Annotated in this window: 13 protein-coding genes; 9 read left to right on the plus strand and 4 right to left on the minus strand. The window is 47.0% G+C overall.

Annotation, left to right across the window (positions count from 1 at the left end; genetic code table 11):
• The first annotated feature begins 8 nt into the window (after positions 1–8).
• Positions 9–1,142, plus strand: a complete 1,134-nt coding sequence (hemW, locus tag DES40_RS04635; protein WP_170144885.1) for a radical SAM family heme chaperone HemW — start codon at positions 9–11, stop codon at positions 1,140–1,142.
• Between the two features lie 10 nt (positions 1,143–1,152).
• Here hemW and DES40_RS04640 read toward each other — a convergent pair whose 3' ends face one another.
• Complete coding sequence (locus DES40_RS04640; protein ID WP_121099371.1) at positions 1,153–2,448, minus strand: flavohemoglobin expression-modulating QEGLA motif protein; 1,296 nt, start codon at positions 2,446–2,448, stop codon at positions 1,153–1,155.
• A gap of 86 nt (positions 2,449–2,534) precedes the next feature.
• Here DES40_RS04640 and DES40_RS04645 point away from each other — a divergent pair, with 86 nt between their 5' ends.
• Both DES40_RS04645 and DES40_RS04650 read left to right on the plus strand, forming a co-directional pair.
• Complete coding sequence (locus DES40_RS04645; protein ID WP_233345512.1) at positions 2,535–4,136, plus strand: peptide chain release factor 3; 1,602 nt, start codon at positions 2,535–2,537, stop codon at positions 4,134–4,136.
• Between the two features lie 175 nt (positions 4,137–4,311).
• Positions 4,312–4,569 carry a hypothetical protein gene (locus DES40_RS04650; protein WP_233345421.1) on the plus strand — a complete coding sequence of 86 codons (258 nt, stop codon included), beginning with the start codon at positions 4,312–4,314 and terminating at the stop codon, positions 4,567–4,569.
• Positions 4,570–4,602: 33 nt separating this feature from the next.
• Here DES40_RS04650 and DES40_RS04655 read toward each other — a convergent pair whose 3' ends face one another.
• Together DES40_RS04655 and tpiA are read right to left on the minus strand one after the other, a co-directional pair.
• Entirely contained in the window at positions 4,603–5,889 is a 1,287-nt protein-coding gene (locus DES40_RS04655; RefSeq protein ID WP_121099374.1) for a PAN domain-containing protein, read from the minus strand.
• Positions 5,890–5,992: 103 nt separating this feature from the next.
• Entirely contained in the window at positions 5,993–6,712 is a 720-nt protein-coding gene (gene tpiA / locus DES40_RS04660; protein ID WP_121099375.1) for a triose-phosphate isomerase, read from the minus strand.
• 94 nt (positions 6,713–6,806) lie between these two features.
• On the opposite strand from tpiA, the gene DES40_RS04665 reads away from it, so the two are divergent.
• Genes DES40_RS04665 through lexA form a run of 6 tightly spaced genes read left to right on the plus strand, consistent with a single transcriptional unit; the run spans position 6,807 to position 13,315 of the window.
• Positions 6,807–8,732: a peptidylprolyl isomerase gene (locus DES40_RS04665; protein ID WP_121099376.1), complete on the plus strand. Its 1,926-nt coding sequence runs from the start codon at positions 6,807–6,809 to the stop codon at positions 8,730–8,732.
• An 8-nt stretch (positions 8,733–8,740) separates the two neighbouring features.
• Complete coding sequence (trpE, locus tag DES40_RS04670) at positions 8,741–10,210, plus strand: anthranilate synthase component I (protein WP_121099377.1); 1,470 nt, start codon at positions 8,741–8,743, stop codon at positions 10,208–10,210.
• Between the two features lie 3 nt (positions 10,211–10,213).
• Positions 10,214–10,783, plus strand: coding sequence for an anthranilate synthase component II (locus DES40_RS04675; RefSeq protein WP_121099378.1), 570 nt, complete (start codon positions 10,214–10,216; stop codon positions 10,781–10,783).
• Positions 10,780–11,793: an anthranilate phosphoribosyltransferase gene (gene trpD / locus DES40_RS04680; protein WP_121099379.1), complete on the plus strand. Its 1,014-nt coding sequence runs from the start codon at positions 10,780–10,782 to the stop codon at positions 11,791–11,793. Before DES40_RS04675 ends, trpD begins: the two co-directional genes overlap by 4 nt.
• A 16-nt stretch (positions 11,794–11,809) precedes the next feature.
• Complete coding sequence (gene trpC / locus DES40_RS04685; protein WP_121100424.1) at positions 11,810–12,598, plus strand: indole-3-glycerol phosphate synthase TrpC; 789 nt, start codon at positions 11,810–11,812, stop codon at positions 12,596–12,598.
• A gap of 60 nt (positions 12,599–12,658) precedes the next feature.
• Positions 12,659–13,315: a transcriptional repressor LexA gene (gene lexA, locus DES40_RS04690; RefSeq protein WP_121099380.1), complete on the plus strand. Its 657-nt coding sequence runs from the start codon at positions 12,659–12,661 to the stop codon at positions 13,313–13,315.
• A gap of 17 nt (positions 13,316–13,332) precedes the next feature.
• Here the strand turns inward: lexA and DES40_RS04695 are convergent, their stop codons facing one another.
• Positions 13,333–15,378 carry a ComEC/Rec2 family competence protein gene (locus DES40_RS04695; protein ID WP_147405852.1) on the minus strand — a complete coding sequence of 682 codons (2,046 nt, stop codon included), beginning with the start codon at positions 15,376–15,378 and terminating at the stop codon, positions 13,333–13,335.
• Positions 15,379–15,394 lie beyond the last annotated feature (16 nt).

The raw sequence follows: 15,394 nt of genomic DNA on the forward strand, positions 1-15,394 counted from the left end.
ATAGTGCTTTGAGCCCCCTCGCAATTTATATCCATTGGCCTTATTGCGCACGAATTTGTCCATATTGCGATTTTAACGTCTATAAATCCAAAGGACGCAACTCAGCCCTTTGCGAGTCAATCATTGATGACCTTCGCGCTTGGAGAGCTTTAACCGGGCCAAGATCTGTCACCTCAATTCACTTTGGCGGCGGAACCCCCTCTCTTTTAGAAGCCAAAGAAATATCAATGTTTATCAGTAACATAGATTCAATTTGGGGTCTTTCCTCACACACAGAAATCGCATTAGAAGCCAATCCGAATGATGCCAATGCCGCAAAATGGAAAGACTACAATAGCGCTGGAATTAATCGCATTTCTCTTGGCGTGCAGAGCTTTAATAACACGGCATTGAAGCTCTTGGGCCGAGACCACAATAGCGAGCAAGCTGTAAGGGCGCTCTCCGAGGCAACGGATACCTTTCAATCTGTTTCAGCCGATTTGATATTTGGCTGGGCAGGTCAAACGAAGACAGACCTTACCTCTGATTTGGACACTCTACTTCAGCTTAACCTCAATCATATTTCAACCTACCAATTAACGATCGAAGACAACACAGCTTTTGCCAAGGCTGAAGCCCGAGGACTAAGCCGCGCAGTCAATGAAGATCAAAGCGCAGATTTTTTTGAAATGATTTTGCAGAACTTTGCAGATAATGGTTTTGATCATTATGAAATTTCGAACTTCGCAAAACCTCATCACCAATCAGAGCATAATCTCGCCTATTGGCGGGGCTATGATTATGTTGGGGTCGGCCCAGGAGCACATGGTCGAATAACACAAGAGGGACAACGCTCTGCGACTATTTGTGAAGCAACCCCTGAAGGCTATATTAAACGCGTCATGGACACAGGTGTTGGAATAAAAGAGAGAGAAGACCTCAGCCCAGAAGACTGGGCCGAAGAATATTTATTAATGGGGCTAAGGATTAATGAAGGCATCTCCCTCACCCGCTTCAAAAATATTCGCGGGGAAGTATTATCTGAGCGGCGTTACGCGCCTTTATTAGAAGGGGGTTTTCTAAAACTTGAAAAAGATCGTCTCATTGCGACCCAAAAAGGTCGTTTTGTGTTAAATGCTGTCACAGAAGCCTTATTGGTTTAACAATCTCGAGTTATCCACTTTCTCCATCTGCAAAACTCCAGATAACAGGAACTTGATCCAATTCCTGGGCATAATAAGCCTGAAACCCGGGCATTTTCACTTGGTTCAAAAAAGACGAATATGCCATATAACTCACCAAGAATCTCAAATCCTTAACCCAAGGCGGCATAAACTTTGGGGGCTCAAGTCGATCATAGCTCACCAAATGCGCCAAAGCGGGTACATCCTCTATATCCATCTTCCCACAAAATAAGACCCGTATCAGATCAGCACGGTTCAGTTTCACTACACTTCTCATAAAGTTATGAACCCGAAGAAGGCCGTTTAAATAAACCATGTCTTTTGTGAATGGTGCGCCCCCTGAAATCACCCCCCCTCTAAACACCCGGCGCGTATTTTCAAATGACTGAGACGGGTCATCATTACGTTGAACGAAAAAATCAAAAACCTCTTTGAAATCAGCCCCTTGTATTGCCATTTCAATTGCTAAAACGCGCCCGGAAAGACGAGCAAATCTTTTGGGGTCCATAGACCCCGTTACAATTTCAGCAAATACCGCAAGGCCTTCTTGAACTTCAGTCGTACCAGAATGTGATCGACCTAAGATTTTAAAATCTTCTTGCAATTGACCATTTTTACCTGTCGCCACATGAACGAGCGCTTCGTGATGTAGCAATTGGTCGACGTCGCGCTCAGTGAAGCTAGCATCTGCACGCACGCGAATACGACTTGAGCTTGCGGCGGCCTTTGCTGAAACGGATTTTGAAATCGCCACTTTAGGCGCATCAGCTCCAAAATGCTTTTTCAACCGTCTACGAAGAGCTTTAGAAAAGGCTTGAGCATTTAAGCTCTCGTCATACCCTTCAATAACTAAGTTAGAAAAATTTAAATCATCGAGCGCGCTATCTAGATGACGCGCCAAGTCTAAGACTCGGGTTTGTTTATCTAGCATTAAACGCGTGGGCTGTCCAAATAGAGCCGTTGAGAATTGGAAAAACTCCGGCGTACCTCGCGTTTGTATAAGCCCTGCCGTATTCTCCATGACATCGCATAATCGATTGAGCCATTGAAACACCACATGGTCAGCCTCACAAAGGGCTCTAGCCTCTCTAATTTTCTCACGTGAATCTGAGATATCCATTTTAGAGTATTGCGGCTTTGGCATTTTTCCATGGAGCAAAAAGTCGTTCTTAAAACGCGGGCTCCATTCCACAGACTTTAACACGTTTTTGGACGCCGCTGCATCATTCAGTAAATCAGACGCTTTTACAGCCTGAGCATAGAGTTTGGGCGACAATTTTTCCATGACATCTACGTGACAAAGCAAAATCCTTTTGTAAAGCAAAGCCTCATATTTACACTCACATCTTGCGCTTGGCTCGCCCTGTGACTATGCCCCCTTTCATGTCTAATGCCTTACAAACAGAACCCGGCAAACGCCGCGTCTTTGCTATTATTTCTCACCCCGATGCCGGTAAGACGACATTGACCGAGAACATGCTGCTCGCATCTGGGGCAATCCATGCAGCGGGCCAAGTTGCTGCCCGAGGCGAAGCTAGGCGGACACAATCGGATTGGATGAAAATTGAGCAGGAACGTGGTATCTCTGTATCGTCCTCTGTAATGACTTTCGAACACGCAGACCTTATTTTCAATCTACTCGACACACCAGGCCATGAAGACTTTTCAGAAGACACCTATCGTACCTTGACGGCCGCAGATTGCGCCGTGATGGTGTTGGATGTCGCCAAAGGTATCGAGCCACAAACGCTTAAACTTTTTGAGGTTTGCCGGCTTCGCGACATTCCGATTATTACATTTATTAACAAACTTGACCGTGAAGGTCATGACCCGTTTGAACTCATCTCTGAAATTCAAGACAAGCTTGCATTGGACGTAATACCAATGCAGTGGCCAGCGGCTTCGGGTCGACGCTTCAAGGGCATTTCAGACCTTAGAACAGGTCAGTTCCTGAGGTTCGTGAAACCTGATGATGACGGCGAGCATTCGCTTACACCCGTCGACGGAACTGACATCGTTGACCATTTTGACGACGATGATCTCCTAGAAGAATTCTTAGAAGAACAAGAACTCGCGAAAGAATACGGAGAGTTTAACGCACAATCCTTCCGCGAAGGTCATATGACACCTGTATATTTTGGTTCGGCGCTTCGAAAATTCGGCGTTCGCGAGCTAATTGATGCGCTGGCTGAATTTGCGCCTCCGCCACAAGCTGAGAAAGCTGTAAAAGCTGGGCAAGATGTTGAAATTTTGCCGACATCTAAAGATGTCGCTGGTTTTGTTTTCAAAGTACAAGCCAATATGGATTTGAACCATCGTGACCGTGTCGCTTTTTTGCGTTTATGTTCGGGCGAATTCAAACGCGGCATGAAGCTGAAAACAGCAGAAAATAAAACTATATCCGTTCACAACCCTATTTTGTTTTTTGCACAAGACCGTGAACTCGCTGAGAATGCTTATGCGGGAGATGTGATTGGCATTCCCAATCATGGCGCATTACGGGTCGGCGATTCACTTTCTGAAACAGGGAAAATAAAATTCGCAGGTATTCCTAATTTTGCCCCCGAGATACTCCGTCGGGCCCGCCTTGCTGATCCACTTAAGGCCAAACATTTACGTAAAGCTCTAGAATCACTGGCCGAAGAAGGCGTTACCCAACTTTTCAAACCATCTTTAGGCGCCGATATGATAGTTGGCGCTGTAGGGTCTCTTCAAATTGATGTCATGCGAGAGCGGATCAAAACAGAATATGGACTTGAGGTTACCTTTGAATCGCCTCTCTATCAAACGGCCCGCTGGGTGACGTCTGACAACCCTGAAATACTAAAAGCTTTTGTCGATAAAAACACTGCAAATATGGGTGAAGACATCGACGGCGCGCCTGTATTTCTGGCTAAATCGGCATGGGATGTTGGATATGCTCAAGATAAAAACCCAGACATACGCTTTATGACAACAAAAGAACGTCGTTAATACGAATTATCTTAGGTTTAATTCCTCGTAAACCAAATACTGGCGCGAGACTTGCTTTGATGAAGATAATACTTCACCCCAAAGAGGTCGTCCACTCGTGCTACAGAACCTTATGCCCGCATCAATTATGTTTTTTATTACAGTTGCTTTCGTCGCACTCTTTTTTGCGCCGGCTATGCTACAAAGAAAAAACAAATTATTGAATTTTTATTGGGTTGGATGTTGGATATTTCTAGGCATGATTACATCTGTCTCTGGCGCACAAAACACGCTAATGCTTTTGGGGTATAATGCGGATGCCGTCTCAGAATCAGTTTTGAGCGGCTTTGTCTTAAGCTTTATATTCTTTGTTGTTTTTGCTTGGTTCAGACTTTCTTCATCGGCTCTCTGGTTCGGGGTAAAAAAGGCGTTTCATCGCCGCCCAAACACATAGCCCCAATTAATATTTAGCCCCAATGGTAAAAATTTAACGCCCTGGCGCCCCTGCCAAATCATCTAATGACGCTCTCTCAACAGGCACTGCTGGGCGCATAGTCATAGTTGGAATAGGCGCATCAGGATTACTTGGAACCGTCGCTCCCGAATTAGGCACTTGGATGTCATCATTAAGTTTTCCATAAAGACTCTGCTGCGCTTGCTCAGTACTCAGACCTCGCGCTAAAGCTTTAGCAGGTAACACCTGCCTCGACGCGCCCTCATTGCTCGGTTCAGGTTGACGATATGTAACAGGCTGATTAGCCGACCGCCTAGCCATAGCATAGTTTTGTTGGACAGCTATAGTATTAGCCGCCCCCCCAACCGAGGGCTGATTTGGTAAATATGCTTGTTGTTGAGGGTTGGAAGACTTCATATAAGCCGTCGGCGGATAAGCCTGCCCAGCCGACATGCGGCCTGACAATTGGCTCTGCCCTATTACATCATTCAAATTTTCTTGGCGTGGCCCCTGCTGGCGTCGACGATCTCGCGATTGAACACCCATTTGAGAAATAGGCTGTTGCGGGGCAGAACTCTGGGGCACTGTGTTCGGTGCATAAGCCATAACCCTTTGTCCCTCAGGTGGCTGTTGAGTTTGAGTATAGTGCCCTGAAGGCAATTGATTAGGCGTAGAATGCTGAAGAGGCATTTGTCGTTGCATAGGCATAGCTCGACCACCTAAATCATATGTAAATTGATGCGGAACCGCAGTGCCTTGCGGATACGGTTGAGTTGCAGACCTATTCGTAGGGCCTACTTGATATGCGTTACCTCCTCGCAGGGCTTCATGCTGTTGAATTCGCTGTCTTGGTATCACCGTAGGAGTATGTTGGGACACGGCTGTTTGTGGGTAAGCCCGCTGAGGTGTGGCTTCTCTGATAATACGGCGCATAGGTGTGTTTTGCGTAACACTAGATGAGCTATTGCTGCTCCGAGGCGAAATCGTTTGAGTGCCAACTCGTATTGTATTGGTGTCGCCAGTAACGATACCTCGGCGGGTTGCGCCTTGCAAATTTACGCCGCTAATGGAAATTGCACTGGCAACGGGCGCTGATACTTCCGCATTAAACTCACAAACACCTGACGCCTTGGGATTGGCTTTCACATAATTCCAACTTCGACATTGCGCATCTCCGCTACAATGACTTTCACAAATATCGGCGCCTGCGGCTATTACGCTTTGATAGGGGGTCCCTGGGCGATACTGCCCTAGATCCACAGCAATTGCTGATGTCGTTGTGACAAAAGCAAGGGAGAGACCAGATAAAAACGCACGCATAGAATACCTCAGATTCGATTCTATCCTATCTTCGTAAAAAGGCGTTAGCACTTCGTTAACTGTGTTTGTTAATCCTCACTTGCTTCGCATCGCACAATGCCTCTTATGCTAATCGCGCAATCTCGGCGAGGCTCTCCATTTCCAGTCCTGCACCACCAATGAGGGCGCCATTGACATCGGGGATTGATAATAACGCCTTTGCATTCGCAGGTTTCACAGATCCCCCGTATAAAATACGAACATTAGGTCCAACTTCGCCACGTATAAAACGATGCATGGCGTCCACATCATCTGGAGTAGCCGTCATGCCTGTCCCAATGGCCCATATCGGTTCATAGGCTATCACATAATCTGTTAGACCTTCTGGTAATGAAGCCTTTAGCTGCGTCCCGACTACGGCTTCAGCATCTCCTGATTCGCGTTCTTTCAAACTTTCACCAACGCAAATTATAGGAATTAGGTCAGCTTCCTTGGCCCTTTCTACGCGCACACGTATGTCTGCAGAGCTTTCTCCCATAGCTCGGCGCTCGGAATGGCCTAAAATCACATAGTCTGCCCCTGCTGAAGCGAGCATTTCGGCACTCATTTCTCCAGTATGGGCGCCTTTTTTCTCTTTGTGGCAAGTTTGCGCACCTAACCAAATATCTGTCCCCCCGCATTTCTCCATCATTGGGAATATTAAAACAGCAGGAGGACAAATTAACACGTCCAAATGCTCTCTTTCGGTTGGAGGGTAGATATCTGCGAAATCATAAGGCTTATCACACCACGACATATCGCCGTGCATTTTCCAGTTAGCAGCTATTAGGGGCTTTAACGTCATAGTTTCACCTTTTGTTTACAGCAAAATACTTGTGCATGGGCTGTGGTCTGGTAAGACCTGCACGCTTAATTAGTCAATGCAGTAGAGAGCTTTCATGGCAGAATCAATCGGCGGAAAAATTCGCAATGCCTTAGTTGGTATTCTTATCGGTATGCTTGTACTCGCTTTTGCGGTTTGGGGCGTGAACGATATGTTCTCTCCAGGTGCTCAAAATGCTGTCGCAACTGTTGGAAAAAAAGAAATCACCACCACCGCTTTTGACTCTCAATTCTCAAGAGAGCTTCAAAGACTTAACCAAGAGCAAGGACAAGGCCTAACCAACCAGCAGGCTTATGACCGAGGCTTACACAACCAAATCCTTCAAGGTATGATTACTAATCAAGTTATCGCGATTGACGCTGAAGATTTGGGAGTGGGTGTAAATCGATCTATCGCACGCCGTGAAATTGAAAGCATTCCCGCATTCCAAAATGATTTGACCGGTAAATTCGATGAAAATCAGCTCTTATCAGCCCTGTCTCGCGCCCGTATTACGCGGCAAGAATTTGAAGCCGATACGCTGCAAAGCCTTCGTTCACGACAAACCGTTCCTGCTATTACTGGCGGCCTTGTAGCTCCGTCTGAATTTGCAGCTCTGCAATATAAGTTTCTAACAGAACAACGCCGCGCTAGTGTACTGACTTTAGAGGCCAGCGCCATCGCAACGCCAGAGACCCCAAGCGACACAGAGCTACAAAGCTACATCGACGCGAATAGTGCACGTTACATGGCTCCAGAATATCGGAAATTCGTCATGATCCGCCTGGAACCTTTTGACTTTACCCCTGACCTAAAAATCGACCCTGTCCAAGTTAAGGAAAACTTCGATTATAAAGTTGAAACAGGTGTTATGGGCTCCCCGGAAACACGGAATATTGTCCTCATCACCGCCATTGATGAAGAGATGGCAAATAAAGCCGTAGACGCCCTTAAAGCGGGTGCCGAGGCCACTCTTGTGGCCAATGAATTTGGTATCGGCACACCTGAGATCTATGATGCAGTTCGGAAAAATGGCATTATTGACGCCGAGAGCTCCGAGGCTGCATTTGCTCTTGAAGAAGGCGATGCCCGCGCCGTTCTAAGCGGTTTGGGGAGCTGGGTTGCCGTTTATGCTGCTGGCGTCACCCCTGCGGTCGTGCCCAATTTTGAAGACGCAAAAGCTGATATCGAAAATGAGTTGATGGAAGCGCATGCTCTTGAAGCCATTTATGACATTTCTGCCGAAATTGAAGACGCCATGGTGGATGGAATGACGCTAGAAGAAATTTCAGAAAAACTAAGCATCCCCCTCTCCGCTTATGACTTTATCGACCGAAGTGGTTCGACGCCCTACAATGTCAGCATGGACGGATTTTCTCTTATCCCCGGTGTTGCGTCTGACGATGAAATTCTCCGCACCCTCTTCACATCTGATTTAGGCTATCAAACCGACCTTTTCGAAACTTCAAATGGTGGTTACGCCACAATACGCGTTGATGACATCATTGACTCCAAAATGCGTGAATTTGATGACATTAAAGACGCAGCGACATTAGCTTACTTGAACGAACGCCGCGCTGACGCCTTACGCGAGCTAGCCCTTTCACTAACAAAGCGGGCGAAGGACGGCGAAAGTCTTGCAGAGATTGCGGCTGAATTCGATATGGGGGCCACAATCTCAGAAGTTGGCTTAGTACGAACAAACCCTCCACAAAGCCTCGGCCCACAAGTCACGGTTGGATTGTTTGACGCTAAAGAAGCAGAGGTTGTTCGCGGTGCGGGCCCTGCCCCACTGACGGAACAAATTGCTATTTTAGACCGCATCATAGCGAGCCAAGATGGATTAGCTGGTACCTACTTAGAAGTAATACAAAGCCAAATGACCGCTGCTATTAGCAATGACATTCAATCTGCTTACCAAGCTGCAGTATTAGAAGCCAACCCTGTCGTGCCTTACCCTGAAAAAATACGCACAACATTAGGGTTGAACCAAGCTGAATAGCAAAACAAATGGCGCTTGAATTCCATCCCCGTTCTGAGGATTTCCAAGCCTCAGCGATACCGCAACTCGTCTACACGCGGATTATCAATGATATGGACACGCCCGTTTCGGCGTTTCTAAAGGCGGCCCTTGGAAAACCTTATGCTTTCCTCTTTGAATCCGTTCAAGGCGGGGAGCAACGCGGACGTTATAGCTTCTTTGGCTTTGACCCAGATTTGGTCTGGAGAGGTTTTGGCGAAAAAAGTGAAGTATCTAGGGATGGGGGACAATCTTTTGTAAACCTCAGCGGTAAACCCCTCGATTCCTTACGAAAACTGCAGGGCGAATCACATTTCAAGCTTCCTGAAGGCATCCCTCCTATGGCAGCGGGTCTATTTGGCTACCTTGGCTATGATATGATACGTCAGGTCGAAGATATACCAGCAAGTAATATCGACCCTATCGGGACCCCTGATGCCATCATGGTCCGCCCCAAAATTGTCTGCATATTTGACCAAATCGCTCAAGAAATAATTATTGCCTCAACTGTATATCCTGACCATTCACCCAACGCTGCTTATGAATGTATCGAAGCCGTCGTAGAGGATTTGACTCGCCCCGTTTCAGCAAGAGGATTCGAACCGATTCCAACGCCCGCAATTGAACCCCGTCTGGGAACGACCGCTAAAAAATTTGCAACCCGGGTAAAAGCGGCAAAGGACTATATTTTAGCAGGCGATATCTTCCAAGTTGTGCTGGGTCAGCGCCTTTCAGCCCCTCTACCCGCCTCACCATTTTCACTATACCGCTCTCTACGGCGAATGAACCCTTCTCCATTTCTTTATTTTTTAGATTTTGAAGACCACCAAATTATTGGTTCAAGCCCCGAAATCCTTGTACGACTTCGCGATGGCATCGTGACAGTCCGTCCAATCGCAGGGACCCGCCCCCGCGGGAAGACTGCCGCTCAAGACAAAGCATTGGAAGCAGAGCTTCTTGCAGACCCCAAAGAGCTCGCGGAACATCTCATGCTCCTTGACTTAGGACGTAATGATGTCGGCCGCGTTGCAAAACCCGGAACAGTTCGCGTGACAGAGCGCTTCACAATTGAACGCTACAGTCATGTCATGCACATTGTTTCCAATGTCGAAGGAGAAATCCAAGATGACATGGACGCAGTTTCCGCTCTATTCGCTGGGTTTCCCGCTGGCACAGTTTCAGGTGCGCCAAAAGTTCGTGCCATGGAAATTATTGACGAACTTGAAGAAGAAAAACGCGGAATTTATGCGGGTGCGGTTGGTTATATTAGCTCTAATGGGGATATGGATACTGCCATCGCCCTTCGCACCGGCATCGTAAAAAACAACACACTTCACGTACGCGCTGGCGCAGGCATCGTAATGGATTCTGTTCCGCAATTAGAATTTGAAGAAACACTTCACAAAGCCGCTGCCTTGTTTCGCGCTGCCGAGCAATCTGTGAATTTTGAGAGGAATTAAGTTATGCTCCTCGTCATCGATAATTACGACAGCTTTACTTATAACCTTGTTCATTACGCACAAGAACTCGGTGCCGAGACCCATGTCATCCGAAACGACGATATGAGTGCGCAAGAAGCCCTCGAACTCGGGGCTGAAGCTATCCTCCTCTCTCCTGGGCCGAAAACCCCCAACGAAGCCGGAATCTGCCTCGACATTCTTCGTCAAGCCCCTGACACCCTCCCAATTCTTGGAATTTGCTTGGGTCAACAGAGCATGGGACAGGTCTTTGGCGGGAACGTCATTCGTTCAAAAACCATCATGCACGGGAAAATATCAGATGTAGAAAATGATGGATCAGGTCTTTTTGAAGGCTTACCCAAATCCTTCAAAGCAACGCGATATCACAGCCTTGCCGTTGAACGGGAAACGCTTCCAGATGTCTTGATTGCAAATGCATGGACGGATGATGGAGAAATAATGGGACTTCGACATGTCAGCCGCCCGATTCATGGCCTGCAATTCCATCCTGAATCTATAGCTTCAGAATATGGGCATGACCTCATTCAAAACTTTTTAAAGCTTACGAAATGAGTTTTAACACAGACATATTTAAATCCTTCGCCGCAGGCGAACGACCTAATGCTGAAACCTTTGGCATAGCGCTCAACACAATCTTACGCGGCGAAGCCTCAGATATGGAAGTGAGTGCGCTTTTACTGGGTCTAGAGATGGTTGGTTTATCATCCGACATCATTCGTGTTGGGGTCGAGACTATGCGCGCCCATATGACTCCCGTTCATATAGAGGCCGACATAATTGATATTGTGGGAACGGGAGGAACTGGTCTGCACACACTCTCTATCTCTACAGCAAGTGCCTTGGTTTGCGCCGGCGCCGGCGCGAAGGTTGCTAAACACGGAAATCGTGCTGCAAGCAGCCTAACGGGTACAGCAGACACATTATCAGAACTGGGAGTGAACCTAGCTATTAGCCCCGAAAAAGCAGCAGAATGCGTAGATAAGGCGGGGGTCGGATTTCTTTTCGCACCAAATCATCATCCCGCTATGCGCCATGTCGGACCTGCTAGAAAGGCTCTTGGGATACGTACTTTGTTCAATTTGTTGGGGCCAATGAGCAATCCAGCGGGCGCAAAAAGAATGCTCGTTGGGGTCAATAACAATGATTGGCGGCATCTTATGGCTGAGGCATTTGCTGGCCTATCCATGGATCATGTCTGGATTGTTCACGGCTCAGATGGCCTCGATGAAATCACAACAACAGGTCCAACCGCGGTTAGTGAAGTGAAAAATGGAACGGTCAAGGAATTGAACCTATCCCCTCAGAGTTATGGCATTTCACTTTCTACAATTGAAAGTCTACGCGGGGGTCATCCCGCTGAAAATGCTCAAGCCTTATTATCGCTTTTAGACGGGGAACATAGCGATTATCGTGATATAGTACTCCTTAATAGCGCTGCCGCTTTAATGATTGCGGGACTCGCCTCTGATATCCCTCAAGGTTTGGATAAAGCTATAAGCGCTATTGATAGTGGTTTGGCACATCAAGCCCTTCGGAAACTAATTGAAGTTAGTCATGGATAACTCTCCCAAAGCTCTCATGGACGCGCCTGACGTTTTATTGAAAATAGCGGCTTACAAGGCCGAAGAAGTCGCAAATCTTTACGAAGACATTTCCATTGAAGATCTGCGAGTCATTGCAAGAGACCAACAGCCTGCTCTCGGTTTCTCGGCGGCATTACTGTGCGGAACCTCCCCTGCCATTATAGCAGAGGTAAAAAAAGCGAGCCCCTCAAAAGGTCTTATTCGCGCTGATTTCGATCCTGTCGCCATTGCGAGAGCCTATGAAGATGGAGGCGCAGCCTGTCTCTCCGTGCTTACCGACGGTCCGGGTTTCCAAGGTAGCCCTGAAATATTTGCGCAGGTCAGAAAGGTATCCAGTCTCCCCCTACTTCGCAAAGATTTTATGCTTGACCCGATTCAAGTCGTAGAGAGCCGTGCTATGGGCGCGGATTGCATTCTAATTATCATGGCAATGATTGACGACAAAGCCGCGCAAGCTTTATTTGATGAAGCTAAAGCTCTCGGAATGGATGCACTTATAGAGACTCATGATGAAGCTGAACTCGAAAGAGCGATAGAGCTGGGAGCAGAGCTAATAGGAATAAATAACCGTGACTTACGGACATTTGATACATCACTGAAGACGTTTGAACGTCTCGCTCCCAAGGCCCCTAAAGACGCATTATTAGTCGCCGAGAGCGGTATCTTCACATCTGAAGACGTAGCAAGACTACAAAAGCAAGGTGCCCAAGCGTATCTAATTGGTGAGAGCTTTATGCGGCAAGATGATGTTGCAGCAGCCTTGAAGGCCTTACGAAGGTCTTGACAACCACGAGAACAACACTAGAACACAAGGTGAATGTTTCTGATTTGTTCGAGGTGGTAAATGCTAACGCAAAAGCAAAAAGACTTGTTAATATTGATTGATGCACGAGTGAAAGCCGTCGGTGTCCCTCCCTCATATGACGAAATGAAAGACTCTTTAGGGTTAGCCAGCAAATCAGGTATTCATCGATTGATATCAGCGCTCGAAGAACGTGGGTTCATTCGTCGTCTCCCTAATAAAGCACGTGCCTTAGAAGTATTAAAGCTGCCCGAAGACATGCAAGACAAAGTCGTGTCCTTTACTAAGGAAAAGTCAGCGCCCCAACCCGCCAATGACGGAACAGCAATCCCCTTTGTTGGTAAAATCGCCGCAGGTCTGCCCATTATGGCAATTGAGGATAGTTATAATACTATGGTGGTACCGCCTCATATGGCCGGCAATGGTGATCATTACGCCCTCGAAATTGAAGGGGAATCGATGAAAGATGCTGGCATTTTAGATGGCGATATTGTTGTCGTGAAAAAAGCCAACACAGCCCGAAACAATCAAATTGTTGTCGCTCTCGTCGACCAAGATGAGGCAACCTTAAAGCGGTTATATAAATCCGGGCAAACTGTTGAACTCATTGCAGAAAACCCTGACTTTGAAACACAAATATATGGCCCCGACCGCGTTGAAATCCAAGGCGTTCTTGTTGGGTTATTACGCCAATATTGAGGCTTTTTATGTAATTATTACTCCCAAAGTCGGCGTTGTGACGTCGGCTTTTTTATACCTACACGTTTAACTGTGCCCTTTGACAAATAAATTTCCTGAGCACCTCCCTCGCGCAAGACACGGCCATCAATAAGTTCCGCTCGACAATGACGCCTGACCTCAGGGCCAACATCTCGCTGTGTAAGAATAACGATATCAGACTGTTCGCACTCAAGCCTCGCCTCAGACGGGTGATTTAAGATAGATAAGACTTTGTTTTGTACCACAAAGCGACAGGCTAGCTCATCACACGGGGCTTCTACAGCGTGCATATTGGCCACATCGAAATCGCTCTGCCCAGCCTTCTCTGCGAATTGTTCCCGCCCATATCTGTCAGCACGTTCACTCGTGACTATAAGCCTCTGATATTCCTCGGTTTCCCAAAAAGAAACGCGTCCGTCTTCAGAAATTCTGATATCAGGGGGAATTACTGTCCACCACCCTAGGGCACAGATTACAATTAAACACATAGCCAGAATTCTAGCTCTTAATTTGCCAACCAACATCCAAATAAATGCCAGTCCATAAACCGCAATCATCCAATTCGGCGCCTGACGAATATAAGTCATCGCTCCTTCTAATGACGCCACCCATTTTGATATTTCAAGAATAGGCAAAAGGGATTGCCCCATCAACCAGAGGGGAAATCTCTCAAGGCTAAATGGAAATGCTATAAGCGAAATGATCCCAAGCGGCATCACAGCAAAGGTGAAAATCGGCATAGCGAACAAGTTTCCTAGCAATCCGTATCGCGCAATCCGCCCGAAATGGAACAGAGCAAAGCCTGCAGTCGCTAAACCTGCAACAAAACTTGTAACGCTAAGAGAGATGAAGTTACGGCGGATAATTGCGGCCCATTTACTCTCGAATGGGTAATGCCGCCGGTCTTGCCAATGCCTATAGACAACTACCAAGGCAAGCACCGCAGCGAATGACATTTGAAAGCCCACAGAGACCAAGCTCTCTGGATGCAGAATCAATGTGATAAAAGCAGCGACAGATACAGATCGGATAGAAATCGCCTGCCTATCAAGTATTACAGCCGTAAAAATTATCACCGCCATAATAAAAGCACGCTGCGTCGCAACAGAGGCGCCGGACAACACCAAATAACTGGCCGCCGCCACAATCGCGAGAATGGCTGCAAATTTTCTCACGTCATAACGCCGAGATAAGGGTGCAATACAAGCCAATAAGAAGGTAAATACATAATAAGCCGAACCCGCAAGTAACCCCATATGCAATCCAGAGATGGCTAATATATGCGCAAGGCCAGCCGCGCGTAATGCATCCGTTTGGTCAGGCGGAATGTAGCGTCTAACACCCGTAAGCAGTGCGGCTTGCAACCCTGCTGTTTCAGACGGCCCAGTCTCTGATATTCTTTTTGCTAGTCCGAAGCGTAATTTAGAAATTTTTTGTTTTAGTGACGTTTCATCAGAGCGTTCCACTTTAGGGACTGAGATAGCAAATCCAAACCCGCCTATCTTATCATAATAGGCTCTTCTTGATGGGTTATAACCGTTATAAACTGCGGGGCCTGGCGGTTCAGATAAAATCGCACGAATTTCAATGAAATCGCTGGCTGTAGCGGCTTCTAAGTGTTTTTGCCCAAGCCTTATTCTGACTTTGTGCGGAGTTTGATTTGGTTCTAATTGCTCTATGTCTTTAACGCGTAAATGCCAACTAACACCTGAACCAGAGGCTTGAATGGACTCAACCCAACCCCTTACATCATACGCATGCTCATAAAATGGAAGACGCGGCGTTTTAACCGCATGACTATGCCAAACTGCTCGCCCGAACCCCAAAGCTATAGCAAAAATGATAAACATCCATGCCCAGAAAGTAGTGTCTTTATCTCGCCCCCAATAAACTAGTGCTGATATAACAGCGAGTACAGCGACAACCACACGCCAATCCGGTTCGAATCCTAACCCGAAATACAGGGCAATTCCAACGCCAATGCTAACAACAAAATTATCAAAATTTAGTCGTGGAGCGGCGATAAGGGTTTTGAATGCCACTCGGACATCAAAACTC

This window comes from Litorimonas taeanensis, assembly GCF_003634015.1.
Taxonomy (GTDB): domain Bacteria; phylum Pseudomonadota; class Alphaproteobacteria; order Caulobacterales; family Maricaulaceae; genus Litorimonas; species Litorimonas taeanensis.